16 protein-coding genes are annotated in these 17,640 nt (G+C 62.4%); 11 read left to right on the top strand and 5 right to left on the bottom strand.

The window, feature by feature from the left end; translation table 11 throughout:
• Window positions 1–243: 243 nt before the first annotated feature.
• Window positions 244–1,758, top strand: a complete 1,515-nt coding sequence (locus B8991_RS06780) for a YifB family Mg chelatase-like AAA ATPase (RefSeq protein WP_084351701.1) — start codon at window positions 244–246, stop codon at window positions 1,756–1,758.
• On the opposite strand, the gene B8991_RS06775 is transcribed toward B8991_RS06780, so the two are convergent.
• The 4 genes from B8991_RS06775 to rsmI form a co-directional block, all read right to left on the bottom strand.
• Window positions 1,724–2,638, bottom strand: a complete 915-nt coding sequence (locus B8991_RS06775) for an alpha/beta hydrolase (RefSeq protein WP_084351699.1) — start codon at window positions 2,636–2,638, stop codon at window positions 1,724–1,726. The genes B8991_RS06780 and B8991_RS06775 overlap by 35 nt on opposite strands.
• Window positions 2,635–3,570 carry a glutathione synthase gene (gene gshB / locus B8991_RS06770; RefSeq protein ID WP_084351697.1) on the bottom strand — a complete coding sequence of 312 codons (936 nt, stop codon included), beginning with the start codon at window positions 3,568–3,570 and terminating at the stop codon, window positions 2,635–2,637. Before gshB ends, B8991_RS06775 begins: the two co-directional genes overlap by 4 nt.
• Window positions 3,571–3,646: 76 nt before the next feature.
• Window positions 3,647–4,000 carry a YraN family protein gene (locus B8991_RS06765; RefSeq protein WP_235866566.1) on the bottom strand — a complete coding sequence of 118 codons (354 nt, stop codon included), beginning with the start codon at window positions 3,998–4,000 and terminating at the stop codon, window positions 3,647–3,649.
• Window positions 3,990–4,868, bottom strand: coding sequence for a 16S rRNA (cytidine(1402)-2'-O)-methyltransferase (gene rsmI / locus B8991_RS06760; protein WP_084351693.1), 879 nt, complete (start codon window positions 4,866–4,868; stop codon window positions 3,990–3,992). Before rsmI ends, B8991_RS06765 begins: the two co-directional genes overlap by 11 nt.
• 92 nt (window positions 4,869–4,960) lie before the next feature.
• Between rsmI and B8991_RS06755 the strand changes: the two genes are divergently transcribed.
• The 4 genes from B8991_RS06755 (at window position 4,961) to B8991_RS06740 (ending at window position 12,041) form a co-directional block, all read left to right on the top strand.
• Complete coding sequence (locus B8991_RS06755) at window positions 4,961–6,142, top strand: penicillin-binding protein activator (protein ID WP_084351691.1); 1,182 nt, start codon at window positions 4,961–4,963, stop codon at window positions 6,140–6,142.
• Window positions 6,102–8,915 carry a [protein-PII] uridylyltransferase gene (locus tag B8991_RS06750; protein WP_084351689.1) on the top strand — a complete coding sequence of 938 codons (2,814 nt, stop codon included), beginning with the start codon at window positions 6,102–6,104 and terminating at the stop codon, window positions 8,913–8,915. Before B8991_RS06755 ends, B8991_RS06750 begins: the two co-directional genes overlap by 41 nt.
• A gap of 87 nt (window positions 8,916–9,002) precedes the next feature.
• Window positions 9,003–10,547, top strand: coding sequence for a murein biosynthesis integral membrane protein MurJ (murJ, locus tag B8991_RS06745; RefSeq protein ID WP_084351687.1), 1,545 nt, complete (start codon window positions 9,003–9,005; stop codon window positions 10,545–10,547).
• Between the two features lie 9 nt (window positions 10,548–10,556).
• Window positions 10,557–12,041: a phospholipase D family protein gene (locus B8991_RS06740; protein WP_084351685.1), complete on the top strand. Its 1,485-nt coding sequence runs from the start codon at window positions 10,557–10,559 to the stop codon at window positions 12,039–12,041.
• A gap of 22 nt (window positions 12,042–12,063) precedes the next feature.
• Here the strand turns inward: B8991_RS06740 and B8991_RS06735 are convergent, their stop codons facing one another.
• On the bottom strand, window positions 12,064–12,753 hold the full coding sequence (locus B8991_RS06735) for a rhomboid family intramembrane serine protease (RefSeq protein WP_084351682.1): 690 nt from the start codon (window positions 12,751–12,753) through the stop codon (window positions 12,064–12,066).
• A 77-nt stretch (window positions 12,754–12,830) separates the two neighbouring features.
• Between B8991_RS06735 and trpS the strand changes: the two genes are divergently transcribed.
• The 6 genes from trpS to B8991_RS06705 all read left to right on the top strand — a co-directional run bounded on the left by trpS (window position 12,831) and on the right by B8991_RS06705 (window position 17,491).
• Window positions 12,831–13,877, top strand: coding sequence for a tryptophan--tRNA ligase (gene trpS, locus B8991_RS06730; protein WP_084351680.1), 1,047 nt, complete (start codon window positions 12,831–12,833; stop codon window positions 13,875–13,877).
• A gap of 299 nt (window positions 13,878–14,176) precedes the next feature.
• Window positions 14,177–15,043 carry a branched-chain amino acid aminotransferase gene (locus tag B8991_RS06725; RefSeq protein WP_084351678.1) on the top strand — a complete coding sequence of 289 codons (867 nt, stop codon included), beginning with the start codon at window positions 14,177–14,179 and terminating at the stop codon, window positions 15,041–15,043.
• 108 nt (window positions 15,044–15,151) lie between these two features.
• Complete coding sequence (locus tag B8991_RS06720; protein WP_084351676.1) at window positions 15,152–15,607, top strand: universal stress protein; 456 nt, start codon at window positions 15,152–15,154, stop codon at window positions 15,605–15,607.
• 185 nt (window positions 15,608–15,792) lie between these two features.
• Window positions 15,793–16,356 carry a NifU family protein gene (locus B8991_RS06715; protein ID WP_084351674.1) on the top strand — a complete coding sequence of 188 codons (564 nt, stop codon included), beginning with the start codon at window positions 15,793–15,795 and terminating at the stop codon, window positions 16,354–16,356.
• Between the two features lie 17 nt (window positions 16,357–16,373).
• Window positions 16,374–17,060 carry a tRNA (adenosine(37)-N6)-threonylcarbamoyltransferase complex dimerization subunit type 1 TsaB gene (gene tsaB, locus B8991_RS06710; protein ID WP_143514519.1) on the top strand — a complete coding sequence of 229 codons (687 nt, stop codon included), beginning with the start codon at window positions 16,374–16,376 and terminating at the stop codon, window positions 17,058–17,060.
• On the top strand, window positions 17,057–17,491 hold the full coding sequence (locus B8991_RS06705; RefSeq protein WP_235866565.1) for a GNAT family N-acetyltransferase: 435 nt from the start codon (window positions 17,057–17,059) through the stop codon (window positions 17,489–17,491). Before tsaB ends, B8991_RS06705 begins: the two co-directional genes overlap by 4 nt.
• Window positions 17,492–17,640 lie beyond the last annotated feature (149 nt).

Below are 17,640 nucleotides of genomic sequence, written 5' to 3'. Positions count from 1 at the left end.
AAGAGTTTTATCCGGACCGATGATGAAATTGCGCACCTTTTGGTGGGCCCATCCGACCCAGCCGCAGCGCGGGGTAGCGGCACGATTATCGACCAGAACGCCGCGCCAGCCAGCCGTAAAACAGCTATTCAACGCAGGACACCAGCCAAAAATGCATCGTATTCTGACATGGCTGCCCGCCGTTAACCATTCTGAAACCCGCCCCGGCATAGCGTTAACCAAATCTTGCCGGAACAGGACGGAATGGTCTCACACGCCTACACAGTCGCCTTCGAAGGGGTGGAGGCGCGCACCGTCGAGGTGCAATGCGCGGTGACACCGGGCCTGCCCGCGTTTTCCATCGTTGGTCTGCCCGACAAGGCCGTATCAGAGGCGCGCGACCGGGTGCGCACGGCGCTGGCGTCTATGGCGATTGCCCTGCCCTCCAAGCGCATCACCATCAACCTGTCGCCCGCCGACCTGCCAAAGGAAGGCTCGCATTTCGATTTGCCCATCGCTTTGGGCCTTTTGGCCGCGCTGGAGATCATTCCGCATGATGCCGTGGCCGGTATCGTCTCGCTGGGGGAATTGTCGCTCGACGGTACGCTGGTGCCAGTGTTGGGCGCGCTGCCCGCCGCAATGGCCGCCGCAGAGGATGGCCGCGCGCTGCTGTGCCCGCGCGCGTCCGGGACAGAGGCCGCGTGGGTTGGCAGTTGTCAGGTCATTGGTGCCAACTCGCTGTCAGACGTGGTGCGGCATTTCACCGGGCAGTCGCCCTTGCCGCCATCCGAGCCCGGCGAGGTGCAGCCCGCCCCTTCGGGCCGTGACCTCAGGGATGTGCGCGGGCAGGAGCGTGCGAAACGGGCACTGGAAATCGCCGCCGCAGGGCGTCACCACCTGATGTTCGTGGGCTCACCGGGATCCGGAAAATCAATGCTGGCCAGCCGTCTGCCCGGCATCCTGCCGCCGCTGAGTGCATCCGAGGCGTTGGAAACCTCGATGATCCATTCGCTCGCGGGATTGCTCGACGAAGGCGGGATTTCGCGGCACCGACCGTTTCGGGAACCCCATCACACCGCCTCTATGGCGGCGATTGTCGGCGGCGGTCGCAGCGCCAAACCCGGCGAGATCAGCCTGGCGCATAACGGCGTGCTGTTCATGGACGAGTTCCCGGAATTTCCGCGCAACGTGCTGGAAACGCTGCGCCAGCCCATCGAATCGGGCGAGGTGATGATTTCGCGCGCCAACGCCCATTTCCGCTATCCCTGCCGGTTCATGCTGATTGCGGCGGCCAATCCCTGTCGCTGCGGCTATCTCAGCGAACCGGACCGGTCCTGTGCGCGCGCGCCATCCTGCGGCGAGGATTACATGGGCCGCATTTCCGGCCCGCTGATGGACAGGTTCGACCTGCGGATCGAAGTACCGCCCGTTGGCTTCACCGATCTGGACCTGCCACCGTCCGGCGACAGCTCTGCCGAGGTTGCGGCGCGGGTTTCTATGGCGCGCGACGTGCAATCGTCGCGGTTCGACGGCCATGACGGCATGCGCACCAATGCCGACGCTTCAGGCGAGGTTCTGGAAGACATCGCCCGCCCCGATGCGGAAGGTAAAGAGCTGCTGGGCCGCGCCGCCGACCGCATGGGGCTGTCCGCGCGTGGCTATCACCGGGTGATGCGCGTGGCCCGCACGATCGCCGATCTGGACGGCTCAACCGATGTGCGCCGCCCGCATGTCGCCGAGGCGATCAGTTACCGGCTGACGGTCGCGCGAGACGCGTGATCCATTTGGCCAGCGTCCGCAACGTGGCATCCGCTTCGGGGATCAACCCGCGAAACAGGGGCCAGACATGCGGCAGGTCGCGCTCGATCAACATCTCCACCTCCACGCCCTGTGCGCGCAAGACCTCGGCCATGCGCCGGGTATCATCCAGCAGAATCTCGGTATCGCTTGCGGTCAGCCAGACCGGACAAGCCCCCGTGAAGTCGCCATGCAGCGGCGAGGCGCGCGGATCGTCCGGATCAGCGCCTTGCAGATACATGTCGGCCATTTCGTCCACACGCTCGGCGGGCAGGACGACATCGCTATCGGCATTTTCGCGAACAGACGCGCCAGCGTAGCGCAGATCGGTCAGCGGTGAAAAGGCAAAGCATCCCGCTGGCCGTGGTAGATCCTGACGGCAAATCTCGGCCAGAAGCGCGAGCGCCAGACCGCCGCCGGCACTGTCACCCCCAAGGATGATACGGTCCGGCAGCGTGCCGCCGCCAAGCAGGTCGGTATAGATGGCGGCCGCATCCTCGACCGGGGCGGGGAACGTATGTTCCGGCGCCAACCGATACTCGGGCAAACAGGTCCAGGCGCTGCACATCGACGAGATCCAGGCCAGCATCGCGCGATGCGTGCGCGGCGAACCGAAGACATAGCCGCCGCCGTGGAAGTAAAGGATCAGTAGATCGTCATCCGCCTCCGGTGCCGAAACCCACAGCACCGGCACCTCGGCAACAGAGCCGCGCTGGAAGGCGCTGCCTTTTGGCGCACGGAAGAAGAGTCGCGCCTTACGCTCAAAGCTGACGCGCAGGGCCTCTGGTGTTTTCGCGCGGGCAAGATGCCGTTTTTCGGTCAAACGCAGCCAGTGATTGAGCAGGGCACTGCGCAGGCTCATGCGCGGCGCGCCTCGATGGCCTCCCAGATCTTGGCCGCGATGTTGACGCCATCGAACCTCTCAAGCTCCTGAATGCCAGTGGGCGAGGTCACGTTGATCTCGGTCAGCCACTCGCCGATCACGTCGATGCCGACAAAAATCTGTCCCTTTTCGCGAAGGGTCGGGCCGATCCGGGCGCAGATTTCCAGATCACGCTCTGTCAGGGACACTTTTTCAGGCCGCCCGCCGACATGCATATTGGAACGGGTCTCGCCTTTGGCAGGTACGCGGTTGATCGCACCGACGGGTTCGCCATCCACAAGGATCACGCGCTTGTCGCCCTTGGACACATCGGGCAGAAATTTCTGCACAATCAGAGGCTCGCGGCTGAACCCGGTGAACAGCTCGTGCAAGGAGGACAGATTGCGGTCATTGGCATCCAGCCGGAACACGCCAGCGCCCCCATTGCCGTAAAGCGGCTTGAGGATGACGTCGCCGTGCTTGGCCTTGAACGCCTTGATCGTGGCAAGGTCGCGGGCAACCGTCGTTGGCGGCGTCAGGTCCGGAAAATCCAGCACGAGCAGTTTTTCGGGATAGTTGCGCACCCAGAACGGATCATTGACCACCAAGGTGGCAGGGTGAATCCGGTCCAGCAGGTGCGTCAGGGTGATATAATGCATGTCGAACGGCGGGTCTTGCCGCAGCCAGACGACATCGAAATCCGACAGATCGACTTCCTGCATCTCGCCCAGCGTGGCATGGGCACCCTGTTTGCGCTGAACTTGCAGCGATTGCCCGCGGGCGGTGATGCGCCCCTCCTGATAGGCCAACTGGTCGGGCAGGTAGTAAAACAGCTCATGCCCGCGCGCCTGAGCCTCTTCGGCAAGCCGGAAGGTGCTGTCTGCCTCGATATTGACCTGCTCGATGGGATCCATCTGAAACGCGATCTTCATGCTTGCCCCTTCGCTTGCGGATTTGGGAACTACATGCCGCAAGGCGCGGGGTTAGGCAATGGTGCTGCGATTGACGTCAGCGGCCGAAGGCATTCTCGATCACCTCTATCCGGCCAAAGGCATCCACCAATGCCACGTCCACACGACAGTCGGTCATCGCGCCGTTCGGGCAGGAGCCAAGATATGTTTCGGCAGCATCAAAGATGCGCTGCTGCTGCGCCGCGCTGATCCGCATGGCCGCGCGCGTGAAACTGCGGCTTTTCTTGACCTCGACGAAAACGACCATCCCGTCACGCTCAAGGATCAGGTCAATTTCGCCACCAGCGCCGCGCCAGCGAGCCCGGGCAACACGGTAGCCGCGCCGTTCATAGTCGCGCGCAACCGATTTTTCTGCGGCTTCTCCGGCAAGGTATGAAACCTCACCCGTCATCCTCCGGTTCATCACCCTGCCCCAGCTTCAGCGCCATCTGATAGACTTGCCGCCGGGGGGCGCCCGTGCCCTCGGCAACGATATCGGCAGCATCGCGCACCGACATCCGCTTCAGCGCGTCTTCTAGCATCTCGGTCATTACCGATTCGCTAACGGCCTTGATCTCGCCACGTCCGATCACGATCACGACCTCGCCCTTGATCGGACCGGAGGCGATGTTGGCGGCCAGTTCCGCAAGCGTGCCGCGCCTGCACTCCTCAAACCGCTTGGTCAATTCGCGACACATCGCGGCGGGACGGTCAGCACCGAGCATCTCTGCCGCGTCGGCCAGCATCGCGGCGGTGCGCTTGGGCGATTCGTAAAACACCAGCGTCGCTTGCACCCCCGCCAGCGCCTTGAGTGCGGATTTCCGCTGCCCCCGCGCATTGGGCAAAAATCCTGCAAACAGGAACCGGTCTGTGGGCAACCCGGCCATCGTCAGCGCCGCCAGAACCGCCGACGCGCCCGGCAGGGAGTGCACCGGCAAGCCTTCCTCGGCCGCGGCGCGCGACAAATCGAAACCCGGATCTGAAATCAGTGGTGTTCCTGCCTCGGACGCGTAGGCCACGGATTTTCCTGCCGCTATTTCCGCCATGATTCGTGGCCGCATCTTGCCGCCGTTGTGGTCGTGATAGGCCAGCAAAGGCCGCTCCCCCAGGCTGACGCCGTGAATCTCCATCAATTTGCGCAGGCTGCGGGTGTCTTCTGCGGCCAGCACATCGGCTGTCGCCAGCACGTCAAGAGCGCGCAGGGTGATGTCGCGCGCATTGCCGATCGGCGTGGCGACGAAGTAAAGGCCACCCGCCAATTTCTGCTCACCGGGATTCATCGCTGGACCCTCTCTTCGGGACGTTTATGATCTGTTATGTACAAACGCGGGCCCGGATCGGAAACCCGCATCATCGAGGGAGTCACCATTTCATGTTTGCCGTTTTCACCCCTATCCGCAAGGCGCTGGCAAAAATTGCCGCACTGGCATCTGTCATCGCGCTTGCCGGCTGCCTTCCCGAAGGTGGCGTTTCCATGTCGGGCGGTGGCGGTCAGAAAATCGATCCCAAGGCACCGATCCCGGTCGCGCTGCTGGTCCCCAAAAGCCATTCCAGCGCGGGCGCAGTGGGGCGCAGCCTGGAAAACGCGGCGCGACTCGCCATCGCGGACCTGAACGGCGTTCGGATTGACCTGCGGGTCTATGACACGGCAGGCGATCAAGCACAAAGCGCAGCACTTGCGCAACGCGCCGCCGACGAGGGTGCGAAGATCATCCTCGGACCGCTTTTTGCCGACAATGCCGTGGCCGCAAGCAACGCAGTGTCGGATGAAGGCATCAACGTGCTGGCCTTCTCCAACAACAGCTCGATCGCCGGGGGCAACCTGTTCATTCTGGGGCCAACTTTCGACGACAATGCGAACCGGTTGATGGGGTTTGCAGCGCGGCAAGGCAAACGCAGTGTCGTCATCGTGCATCCTGACAATACCGAAGGCACATTCGGGCGCAATGCCATCCAAAGGGCCGCGTCTCGCAACGGGGTGAATGTTGCTGCGGTCGAGAGCTTTCCTTTCTCGCAACAAGCCGTGGCCGCCGCCGCGCCGCGCATCGCGGGAACAGTCAATTCGACAGGCGCCGATTCGGTCTTCCTGACCTCGACGCCCGCGGGCGCGCTGCCGCTGCTGTTGCAATTGCTGCCCGAGGCCGGAGTCGCGCCAGCCAGCACCCAGTATCTGGGGCTTTCTCGCTGGGATGTGCCTGCGCAAACGCTGCAACTGCGCGGGGCGCAGGGCGGCTGGTTCGCCTTGCCCAACCAACAGACCGTGTCGGCATTCGAAGGCCGTTATGCCAGCGCATTCGGATCTGCACCGCACCAGCTGGGCGGGCTGGCCTATGATGGTATCGCGGCCATCGGCGCGCTGGCGTCGCGTGGCAAGAACAATGCCCTGACCCGAGGCGCGCTGACGCAATCGGCTGGCTTCCAGGGCACGTCCGGTGTATTTCGGCTGAAGGCGGATGGCACCAACGAACGTGGGCTTGCCGTCGCAACGGTGCGCAACAATCAATTGGTGATCCTTGACCCTGCCCCAAGAAGCTTCGGCGGTGCCGGTTTCTGAACAGAAACCCGTTACAAGCAACGGGATGCCGGAAAACCTGATTTGTCCGGCATCCGAGATCTGTGATCCGGATGTGCTGCGCGCTGAGCTGAGCGCAGCTCTGGACGGGGTCGAGGCTGGCCAACCGGCGCGTCCCGCCCTGGTCAAGGTTCTGGCCGAGACCCAAAAGCGCGGTCGTGCCGTGATCGCCGAGGCGTTTCGGGCCGATCCGTTCAAGGGACGTCCCACCACCCGCTCGTACACTTGGCTGACCGATTGCCTGATCCGTGAAATCTGGACGGTCGCGACAGAACGGCTTTACCCCAACCCCAACCCGACCGAAGGCGAACGGATCGCCGTCATGGCGGTTGGCGGCTACGGTCGCGGAGAGATGGCACCGCATTCCGATGTCGATCTGCTGTTTCTGACGCCCTACAAGATCACCCCCTGGGCCGAAAGCGTCATCGAGGCGATGCTGTACATCCTGTGGGACCTGCGCATGAAGGTGGGGCATTCCAGCCGCACGGTCGAGGATTGCCTGCGTCTGGGGGCCGAAGATTTCACCATCCGCACCGCCATGCTGGAACACCGTTTTCTGTGTGGCAACGCGGCCCTCGCGGACGAGCTGGACGCGCGTCTTTGGGACGAGCTGTTCAAAGGCACCGCCCGCGAGTTCGTCGAAGCCAAACTTGCCGAACGCGACGCGCGCCACGAAAAACAGGGCGGCCAGCGTTACATGGTCGAACCCAATGTCAAAGAGGGCAAGGGCGGGCTGCGGGACATCCAGTCGCTGTATTGGATCGCCAAATACGTCCACCGGGTCGACACCACCGAAGAACTGATCGGCAAGGGCGTATTCCGCCCCGAGGAATACCATAGTTTCATCGTCGCCGAACGGTTCCTGTGGGGGGTGCGCTGTCACCTGCATCTGATTGCAGGTCGCCCGATGGAGCAACTGACCTTCGACATGCAGGTCGAGGTAGCCGAAGCGATGGGCTATACCGACAAGGGCGGGCGGCGCGCCGTGGAATGGTTCATGCAAACCTATTTTCGCCACGCCACCACTGTTGGCGACATGACGCGGATCTTCCTGACATCGCTGGAGGCGGACCACACCAAAAGCGCACCGCTGCTGATGCGGATCTTCAACCGCCCGCCGCGCGTCAAGAAAGCCTATACCGTCGTGAACAACCGGCTGGCGCTGGTCGATGACGCGGCGTTTCTGTCCGACAAGCTGAACATGCTGCGGCTGTTCGAAGAAGCGCTGCGCACAGGTCTGTTGATCCATCCGGATGCGATGCGGCTCGTCGCGGCCAACCTGCATCTGATCGACGACGAGATGCGCAACGACAAGGAAGCGCGCCGCATCTTTCTTGATCTGCTGCTTAAACACGGCAATCCCGACCGCGCGTTGCGCCGGATGAACGAGCTGGGTTTTCTTGGAGCGTTCATCCCGGAATTCGAAACGATCGTCGCGATGATGCAGTTCAACATGTACCACCATTACACGGTGGACGAACACACGATCCAGTGCATCTGGAACCTGTCCGAGATCGAGCATGAAAACCTGATTGAGGAACTGCCGGTGGCATCCTCGATCCTGAAGGAGGGCATCAACCGCAAAGTGCTGTATGTGGCGCTGCTGCTGCATGACATCGGCAAGGGCCGGGACGAGGATCACGCCGTTCTGGGTGCCAAGATCGCCCGCAAGGTCGCGCCACGGCTGGGGTTGAAAAAGGCCGAATGCGCCACGGTTGAATGGCTGGTGCGCTATCATCTGCTGATGTCGGACATGGCGCAGAAACGCGACATCGCCGATCCGCGCACCGTGCGCGATTTTGCCAAGGCCGTTCAGACACGCGAGCGGCTGGATCTGCTTTGCGTGCTGACCGTCTGCGACATTCGCGGGGTCGGTCCGAACACCTGGAACAACTGGAAAGCCGCATTGTTGCGCGCGCTCTACCGGCAGACCCGCCGGGCGCTGGAGGATGGGCTGGAGATCCTCAACCGCGAAAATCGCGGGGTCGAGGCCAAGAAGGCGCTGCGCGACGCGCTCCATGATTGGAACAGCAAGGATTTGCGCATCGAAACCACTCGGCATTATCCGCCCTATTGGCAAGGTCTGCACCTCACCGCCCATGTGATTTTTGCGAAGCTTCTGAAAGACATCGACGACGACGAGATCCGCATCGACCTGCATCCCGATATTGACCGCGACGCCACCCGCGTCTGTTTCGCGCTGGTCGATCATCCCGGCATTTTCAGCCGCCTTGCCGGCGCTCTGGCTCTGGTTGGTGCCAATGTCGTGGACGCACGCACCTACACGTCGAAGGATGGCTATGCCACGGCGGTGTTCTGGATACAGGATGCCGATGGCCATCCTTTCGAGGAAGCGCGCCTGCCCCGTCTGCTCAAGACCATTCACCAAACGTTGCTGGGCGAAGTGGTGCCGCAGGACGCGATCAAAGACCGTGACAAGATGAAAAAGCGCGAACGTGCTTTCCGGGTGCCGACCTCGATCACCTTCGACAATGATGGCTCGGAAATTTACACCATCATCGAGGTGGACACCCGCGACCGTCCGGGCCTTCTGTATGACCTGACGCGCACGCTGGCGAACCAGAATATCTATATCGCCTCGGCGGTGATCGCGACCTATGGCGAACAGGTGGTGGACAGTTTTTACGTCAAGGATATGTTCGGGCTGAAATTTCGGTCCACGTCCAAGCAGAAATCCTTGGAGAAAAAGCTGCGCGAGGCCATTGCTGCCGGATCGGCGCGGGCGCGGTCCTGATCCGGTCCCGCTGCGCCCTCTTCCGCCGCTCTTGCCGATGATATAAGCCACCGCCAAGCTGACCGGACGCAAAAAGGCACCGCAAACATGAAACCCATCCGCCTGATGTCCGGTGTCCTGACCGTTGGCTTCTGGACCTTGATGAGCCGCATTCTGGGCGTGGTGCGCGAGGTGCTGATCCTTGGCCTGATCGGCCCCGGCCCGGTAATGGATGCCTTCGTCGCCGCCTTCCGCCTGCCCAACATGTTCCGCCGTTTCTTCGCCGAGGGTGCCTTCAACGCGGCTTTCGTGCCGATGTTTTCGAAAAAATACGAGGCTGGCGAGGATCCGTTGGGCTTTGCCCGCGACGCGATGAACGGCCTTGCTCTGGTGCTGCTGGCGCTGACCGCACTGGCGATGATCTTCATGCCCGCGCTGGTCTGGGCCACAGCGGGCGGGTTCGAGGGCAGCGAGCGCTTCGATCTGACCGTGGGCTTCGGACGCGTGGTGTTTCCCTATATCCTGTTCATCTCGCTGGCGGCGCTGTTTTCCGGCGCGTTGAACGCCACCGGGCATTTTGCGGCCGCCGCTGCGGCGCCCGTCTTGCTGAATATCTTCGTTATCGCCGCAATGGGATGGGCCGCGTTTATGGGCGGCGATGTGGTCATGGCGCTGATCTGGACAGTGCCGCTGGCCGGTGTGGCGCAACTGGTGCTGGTCTGGATCGCGGCCGAGCGCGCGGGCGTGCGCCTGCGTGTCGCCCGCCCCCGTTTCACACCCGATATGCGGCGCCTCATCGTGGTAGCCGTGCCCGCCGCGCTTGCCAGTGGTGTGATGCAGATCAACCTTCTGGTCGGGCAGCAGGTCGCAAGCCATTTCGAAAAGGCCGTGGGCTGGCTTTATGCCGCTGACCGTCTGTATCAACTGCCGTTGGGCGTGGTCGGTATCGCGGTGGGTATCGTGCTGCTGCCGGACCTGTCCCGCCGCCTGAAAGCCGAAGATGACACCGGCGCGCGCGAGGCGTTCTCGCGCGCTGGTGAGATCAGCATGGCGCTGACCATCCCGGCCTCGGTGGCACTGGTGGTGATCCCCCTGCCGCTGGTCTCGGTGCTGTTTCAACGCGGAGCCACAAGTGCAGACGACGCCGCCGCCATGGCGATTGCCGTGGCGATCTACGGGCTGGGCCTGCCGGCTTTCGTATTGCAAAAGCTGCTGCAACCGCTGTTCTTCGCACGCGAAGATACGCGTTCGCCCTTTCGCTACGCGGTCTGGGCAATGGCCGTGAACGCAGTGCTGGCAATCGGCCTTGCACAAGTCATCGGTTGGATCGCTCCGGCGATTGCCACGACGGTTGCGGGCTGGGTCATCGTCTTCCTGCTGGCGCGCGGCGGGCGGCGCATGGGCGATGTCGCCCGGTTCGACGCGCGTTTCCGCCGCCGGATCTGGCGGATTTGTCTGGCCGCTGTCGTCATGGGTGTCATACTTTGGGCAGCAATGCTGGTCATCGGGCCGTTTCTGGGCATGCCTGGCCTGCGCTACATCGCCCTGATCGCGCTGATTTGTGTGGGCATCGTCAGCTATTTTGCAACCGGACAGGCACTTGGTGCGTTCCGTCTTTCGGAATTCAAACTCGCGCTGCGGCGCCGCAGATAAGGAGACATCATGGCAGAAATCACACCGCTGATCACCGCCGCCGAAGGATTTCCGGCGCTGGAGCGGTTGGCCCTGTCCGCAGAGCAGGAATATGTCATGTCGTTTCGGATCTTCGATCCCGAAACCCGCACCCGCAGCCCCGAGGCCAAAAAGCTGGGCCTGAACACTTGGGGCGATATTCTCGAACATCTAGCGAGCAACGGGGTCGCTCTGCGCATCGTGCTGTCGGATTTCGACCCGATATTCACCGACGATCTGCATGAACAGGCATGGCAGGCCGCCCGGTTGCTGGAAAAGCGCCTGAAAGGCGATGTGCATCTGACCTGTGCCCCACATGGCCAGATGGCAGGCAAGCTTTGGCACCTTTTGATGCGGCGCGGCATCGCTGCCAAGCTGCGCGAATGGCGCGAGCGCCCGGCCGAGGACCTCACCCCGGTGGAGCAGGCAATCCTGGCCGCCACACCGCATTTGCGGCCTGTCACGATCCACCAGAAATTCGCGGTCGCCGACAGCGCCCGCGCGGTGATCGGCGGGCTGGACGTCAATGAACGCCGGTGGGATGACAAATCGCACGATCTTCCGTCCGATGAGACTTGGCACGACGTCAGCATGCGCATCACAGGACCGTTCTGCACCATCCTGCGCGCGCACTTTACCGACACCTGGAACGAGGCGCTGGCCTGCGGCGCGCCGGTTCTTCTGGGCGAAGAAGCCCCCGAAGAGGCCAAGGAACCGGCCTCCAGCGACAATATCCGGCTGGTGCGCACCCTGTCGCGGCCCTGTCAGGGGCCGACAGTGCTGGGTCCGTTGCCCAATGTGACCGAACACGAAGAAACGCTGGTTCAGCTTTTCGAGGATGCGCGCGATTACGTTTATATCGAGACGCAATTTTTCCGCCATGCCCCGATCGCCAAGGCACTGGCATCTGCCGGGAGCGCCCGTGACGACCTGCAATTGATCATTGTCATGCCGACAGAGCCGGACCGCATCCTGTTTGACGGCGATAGAAGCTGGAACGCCCGCCATGCCCAATCGCTGCAAATCTCGGCACTGGATCAGTTGCGCAAGGCGTTTGGCGACCGGCTGATGATGTTGTCTCCCGCCAAAACGGAAACAGCCCCCAAGGGCGCGGATGGGCGCATCAACGGGGCCGGGCCGATCTATGTGCATTCCAAGGTGTTACTGATTGACGACGCGGTGGGCATGGTCGGTTCGGCAAACCTAAACGGGCGCTCACTGCGCTGGGACACCGAAGCCTCGGTGCTGTTCCGCGATCCGCAGGCCGTGCGCCACACGCGGGAGCGGCTGGCCAATAAGTGGTTGGGCGATGGCCACGGGCTCGACACGACCTGCGCCGCAGACTGGCGCAGCTATGCCGAAAAAAACGCCAAGATTTCCCCCGAGGACCGGCGCGGCTTCCTGCTGCCCTATCCTTATGAACGCAACAAGCGCTTCGCACGTCTGATGCCGCTGTTCCCGGACGACATGTTCTAGGCCCGGTCAGTTTTCAGGTCGGTCAGTCCTGCTGGCGCAATTTGCTCAGGATGCGTGCCCAGCCTCCCGGCACCAGAAACACGATCAGCACGAACCCGGTGACAAAGCCGCCCAGATCCGCCACCCAATCGTTGCTTGCGCCGAACAGCAGGCCAAAGATCAACTGGATGCCAAGCAACACGCCGATCAGGTTGAAGGCGCGGATCTGGCTTGCCCCCATCATGCCCAGCCGCAGCCAAAGCAGATAGGTGAAGGCCCCGATCATGCCGTAGACCGGTGGAAACGCCCCGATCAGCGGTGTGCCTGCATTCAGGAACAGCGCATAGCACAGCGCGCCACCAATCCCTGACACCACGAAAATCACCAAAGTCCGAACGCTGCCGATCACCTCGCCCACCATCTTGCCAAGCGCCAGCAGCATGACGGCCGCGAACAATCCATGTGTGAAGGAGGCATGCACAAACGGATAGGTCACAAAGCGGATCAGATGCTGCACCGGATATTGCCCGGTGCCGATCATCCAATCCACCACCTCGCCCGAGAAAGCGAAACGCTGCATCGCGGCCAGCCGCCACCCCACTGCATCCGCGCCGCCGATCAACCCGCGCGCACCCAGCGAAAAGACCACCTCGATGCCGATGATGACCAAGGCCAGCGCCGCCACGACAGGCGGCAACGGGTTCAGGGGGCTGGTATCGTCGGGATGTGCCATCGCTTTGACCTTTGCTTGACGGGACTTGGCCCCGTGGGTAAGCCAGCCGGACAAATTAATCCAGACGGAGAATTGCCATGACCGAGGGGGTCCAAACTCCTCCCGCCGCCAATGCGGGTTTCACGCCGCGTGTGTTTTCGGGCATCCAGCCTTCCGGGCAATTGCACCTAGGCAATTACCTTGGCGCGCTAAAGCGCTTTGCCGATGCGCAGGAGCGTGGTGTTCAATCGATCTACTGCATGGTGGACCTGCACGCGATCACCGTCTGGCAAGACCCTGCGGATCTGCGCAATGCCACGCGCGAACTGGCGGCGGGCTTTATCGCCAGCGGCATTGATCCGGAAAAATCCATCCTGTTCAACCAAAGCCAGGTGCCCGAGCATGCCCAACTGGCCTGGATCTTCAATTGCGTCGCACGACTTGGTTGGATGAACCGCATGACCCAGTTCAAGGACAAGGCCGGCAAGAATGCCGAAAAGGCCAGTCTGGGGCTGTATGCCTATCCGGCGCTGATGGCGGCCGACATTCTGGTCTACCACGCGACGCATGTGCCGGTGGGCGAGGACCAGAAACAGCATGTCGAGCTGACCCGCGACATCGCCGCCAAGTTCAACCACGACTACGGCACCGATTTCTTCCCGATGCCGGAACCGGTGATCGAGGGTGCCGCGACCCGCGTCATGTCTCTGCGCGACGGGTCCAAGAAAATGTCGAAATCTGATCCGTCCGATGCCAGCCGGATCAACATGACCGACGATGCCGACACGATCGCGGCGAAGATCCGCAAGGCCAAGACCGATCCCGACGCGCTCCCCTCAGACGCGAAGGGGCTGGAAGGGCGGCCAGAGGCGCGCAACCTCGTCAACATCTACGCAGCCCTGTCGGATTCGACGGTGGACGCCGTGCTGCACGAGTTTGGCGGGCAACAATTCTCGGCCTTCAAACCGAAGCTATCCGAACTCGCGGTAGATCGTCTGGCCCCGATCTCGACGGAGATGGCACACCTGATGCAGCACACCGACGAAATTGACGCCATTCTTGGCCGGGGCGCCGCCCGCGCCCGGGAAATCGCAACGCCTGTCATCAAGCAGACCTACGAGATCGTCGGTCTGGTCGGTAGCTAACGCGCCCCGCAGCCTCTCCTGCGGCACTGTCGTCCGCCCAGCGCCAAACATTGCGGTAAACGCACCCCGCCCCGGCCCCCGAGCCGGGGCCTCGACCCATCCGCCACACTTGTTCGCCTGTCATACCAACGTCACATCGCCGTGACAGTTTGCGCATGTCCCAACCTGCGGTCGCACCCCCTCGCGCCGCTGCCTGTCTCCGGATGCTCTTTGATCGCTGCCTGATCGAAGAGCATCCGCTCTGGACCTCTGCCGACGCACACCATACGTTCTGGTCAAGACAGCAAAGGGCATTCAAAATGGCAACCGGCACGGATATCCGCACCTATTTCAACGGGCAGTGGCATGACGGCGACACCATGATCATGCGTGCCGCTGATCACGGTGCATGGCTTGGCTCGGGCGTATTCGACGGTGCCCGCATGGTGAACGGCCGCACCCCCGATCTGCGCGCCCATTGTGCCCGTGTGAACCGCTCGGCCAAGGCGCTGATGCTGCAACCCACCGTGACCACCGATGAGATGCTCGAAATCATCGCCGACGGGCTCGCCGCCTACACGCTGGATCAAGCCGTCTATATCCGCCCGATGTATTGGGGCATCGACGGCGACGCCACGGCCATTGTTCCCACACCGGACAAGACCGGCTTTGCGATCTGCCTTGAAGCCATCCCCATGGCTCCAGAAACAGCCTCTGTCACCCTGACCCGCACGCGATTTCGACGCCCGGTGCTGGAAGATGCGGTGGTCGACGCCAAGGCCGGCTGCCTCTACCCCAACAATGCGCGCATGCTGGCCGAAGCCCGCACCAAGGGCTTCAACAACGCTCTGGTCGCAGACGCGATCGGCAATGTCGCCGAAACCGCCACATCCAACGTTTTCATGACCCGCGACGGCGAGGTTTTCACTCCCGTTGCCAATGGCACCTTCCTTGCGGGAATCACGCGCGCCCGCCACCTTGCCAATATGCGCGCCGATGGCATGAAGGTGCATGAATGCGTGCTGAGCTTCGATGATTTCAACGACGCCGACGAGATCTTCCTGTCCGGCAACATGAACAAGATCACGCCGGTCACCGCCTTCGACGCGCGTCAATATCAGGTCGGTCCCGTCACCCGACGTGTCCGCGAATTGTATTGGGACTGGGCCGCTTTGAACCAGGAATAGACCACCACAAACCTGCAACAGACCGCCACCCAGCGCCTAAAACACCGCAATCGAAGAATTGCACATGGCTCCAGAAACCGCCATGATCGGCACCACAGGAGTCCACAAATGCGCAAGTTCCTCGTCGTCCTTGATGACAGTCGCGAATGCCTGAATGCCCTGCGTTTCGCCGCGATGCGCGCCTCCAATTCCGGCGGCGGCGTCGCGGTGCTGTCGGTGATCCCGCCGGATGAATTCAATCACTGGATCGGCGTTGGCGACATCATGCGTGAAGAGGCCCGCGAACGCATCGAGGCGCATTTCGAGGTTTTTGCGAAATGGATGCGCGACAAGCAGAATGTCGACCCGGAACTGGTGATTCGCGAAGGCGAGCCCGTCACCGAAATCATGGCGCAGATCAGCGAAGATCCTGAAATCGGCGTCCTGGTGCTAGGGGCCGGCAGCGGAAACAAGGGCCCCGGTCCGCTCGTCACCCAACTGACCCGAAACTCCGGCACCCTGCCGATTCCAATCACCATCGTGCCGGGCGATTTGTCCAAGGAACGGCTCGAAGCGATCACCTGATCTCCCTTCCCATTCTCATTGGCCAAAATACTCCGGGGAGCGCGAGGGGCTGGCCCCTCGCTTCACCACCCGCGCAGTCTATCCCCGTTCAGAAACGCGGGAACAGGTTTAGAATCGTTCCAAACCTTGACTCCGGGCGACGCCGGGCGCATATCCATGACAAGCCATAAAAAGGTGCATGTCCCATGTTCATTCAAACCGAATCCACTCCGAACCCCGCAACGTTGAAATTTCTGCCCGGCCAGACCGTGCTTGAGGTCGGAACAGCTGATTTTCCGAACGCGGATGGTGCCTCTGCCTCGCCTCTGGCACAGCGGATCTTTGCGGTGAACGGCGTCACAGGCGTGTTCTTCGGCACCGATTTTATCACCGTGACAAAGGGTGACGACACCGAATGGGACCATGTGAAACCAGCCCTGCTGGGTGCGATCATGGAACATTTCCAATCCGGTCAGCCGGTGATGGCCGGTGATGTGCAGGCGTCCTCCGGCCATGCCGAACACAGCGGCGAAGATTCCGAAATCGTCGGTCAGATCAAAGAGTTGCTGGACAGCCGTGTACGGCCTGCCGTGGCCCAGGATGGTGGCGACATCACCTTCCACGGCTTTGATCGCGGCGTTGTCTACCTGCATATGCAAGGTGCCTGCGCGGGTTGCCCGTCGTCCACGCTGACGCTGAAGATGGGGATCGAGAACCTCCTGCGCCATTATATCCCCGAAGTCACAGAAGTGCGCCCCGTCGCGGTCTGACCGCCAACGGCACGCACATCATGAACGTCCCGCTGATCCTCGGCTTTGACACGTCGGTCGCGCATTGCGCGGCCGCGTTGCGACACGGCGACAATATCCTGCTCAGCCGAACCGAAGGCATGACCCGGGGACAGGCCGAACGGCTGATGCCGCTGCTGGAGTACATGCTGACCGCAGAAGGTTTGGGATGGTGCGACCTCGATGCCCTCGCGGTTGGCATTGGGCCCGGCAATTTTACCGGCATCCGCATTTCCGTCTCTGCCGCACGCGGCCTTGCGCTGGCACTAGGCATCCCGGCAGTTGGCATTTCGGCATTCGAACTGCTCGCGGCCGAGGCCGAACCGGCAGAGCACCAGCTTGTTTCCCTGCCCGCCCCGCGCGGGTCGGTCTATGTTCAACTCTTCACAGGCGGGCGCGCCTCAGAACCACCCCGCCAGATTGACCCCAGCAACCCGCCAGCCGATCTGCTGCTTCCTTCGGGTTGTCAGGTGATCGGCGCGCAGGCCACACAGATCGCCAATGCGCTTGCCGGTGCTGCTTTGCCCGCCACCGTTGCGACCATCACCACACTGCCCGAAACCTTGACCCGCGTCGCACAGGACCGCTTGGCAGCGCCCGGCACATTGCCGCAGCCCGCGCCGCTTTATGTCCGCAGCGCCGATGCCGCACCGCCGCGCGATGCGCCGCCGGTCATTCTGCCATGACCATCGCGGTGATGTCGCCGGACGACATGGCCGCCCTTCAGGCCCGCGCCTACCAACATATGCCGCCCTGGTCCGCACTGGCCCTGGCCGAGATGATTGCCTCGGCGCATGCGCTTTGCGTCACTGATCCGCAGGGTTTTGCCCTTGGTCGCGTCGTGCTGGACGAGGCTGAACTGTTGGCGCTTGCAGTGAATCCCGACCACCAGCGCCACGGTATCGCCCGCACACTGATGAACCGGTTCGAGACGACAGCCCGCACGCGCGGTGCGGTCACCTGCTTTCTGGAAGTGGCGGAAACAAACGCCCCGGCCCGCGCCTTCTACGCTGCGCTTGGCTACAAGGGGATCGGCAAGCGCGGCGGGTATTACCGCCAAGCGGACGGCCCCGCCATCGATGCGTTGGTTATGTCGAAGGCGCTTACCTTGGATTAATTCACCTACGGTGCCAACGTGACGGCATCTAAGCGAAAAATGAGTTGACCCTGTCGGCCTGCCCATCCTTAATTGCGGCTGATCGGACACGATCCGAGAATTGACGGTGCGGCCATGCGTGGCCCCCGCATGACCAACACCTGGGAGCG

It is taken from the genome of Primorskyibacter flagellatus, assembly GCF_900176485.1.
Lineage (GTDB): Bacteria > Pseudomonadota > Alphaproteobacteria > Rhodobacterales > Rhodobacteraceae > Primorskyibacter > Primorskyibacter flagellatus.
This window is presented reverse-complemented; position numbering and strand designations above follow the sequence as displayed.

Bases quoted from the DNA above. Each gene is read 5' to 3' on its own strand.
- B8991_RS06735 (WP_084351682.1), bottom strand. From the start codon at position 12,753: ATGGCACATCCCGACGATACCAGCCCCCTGAACCCGTTGCCGCCTGTC.
- B8991_RS06765 (WP_235866566.1), bottom strand. From the start codon at position 4,000: ATGACGGGTGAGGTTTCATACCTTGCCGGAGAAGCCGCAGAAAAATCG.
- murJ (WP_084351687.1), top strand. From the start codon at position 9,003: ATGAAACCCATCCGCCTGATGTCCGGTGTCCTGACCGTTGGCTTCTGG.
- B8991_RS06720 (WP_084351676.1), top strand. From the start codon at position 15,152: ATGCGCAAGTTCCTCGTCGTCCTTGATGACAGTCGCGAATGCCTGAAT.
- B8991_RS06780 (WP_084351701.1), top strand. From the start codon at position 244: ATGGTCTCACACGCCTACACAGTCGCCTTCGAAGGGGTGGAGGCGCGC.
- gshB (WP_084351697.1), bottom strand. From the start codon at position 3,570: ATGAAGATCGCGTTTCAGATGGATCCCATCGAGCAGGTCAATATCGAG.
- rsmI (WP_084351693.1), bottom strand. From the start codon at position 4,868: ATGAATCCCGGTGAGCAGAAATTGGCGGGTGGCCTTTACTTCGTCGCC.
- B8991_RS06755 (WP_084351691.1), top strand. From the start codon at position 4,961: ATGTTTGCCGTTTTCACCCCTATCCGCAAGGCGCTGGCAAAAATTGCC.
- B8991_RS06725 (WP_084351678.1), top strand. From the start codon at position 14,177: ATGGCAACCGGCACGGATATCCGCACCTATTTCAACGGGCAGTGGCAT.
- B8991_RS06740 (WP_084351685.1), top strand. From the start codon at position 10,557: ATGGCAGAAATCACACCGCTGATCACCGCCGCCGAAGGATTTCCGGCG.
- B8991_RS06705 (WP_235866565.1), top strand. From the start codon at position 17,057: ATGACCATCGCGGTGATGTCGCCGGACGACATGGCCGCCCTTCAGGCC.
- B8991_RS06775 (WP_084351699.1), bottom strand. From the start codon at position 2,638: ATGAGCCTGCGCAGTGCCCTGCTCAATCACTGGCTGCGTTTGACCGAA.
- trpS (WP_084351680.1), top strand. From the start codon at position 12,831: ATGACCGAGGGGGTCCAAACTCCTCCCGCCGCCAATGCGGGTTTCACG.
- B8991_RS06715 (WP_084351674.1), top strand. From the start codon at position 15,793: ATGTTCATTCAAACCGAATCCACTCCGAACCCCGCAACGTTGAAATTT.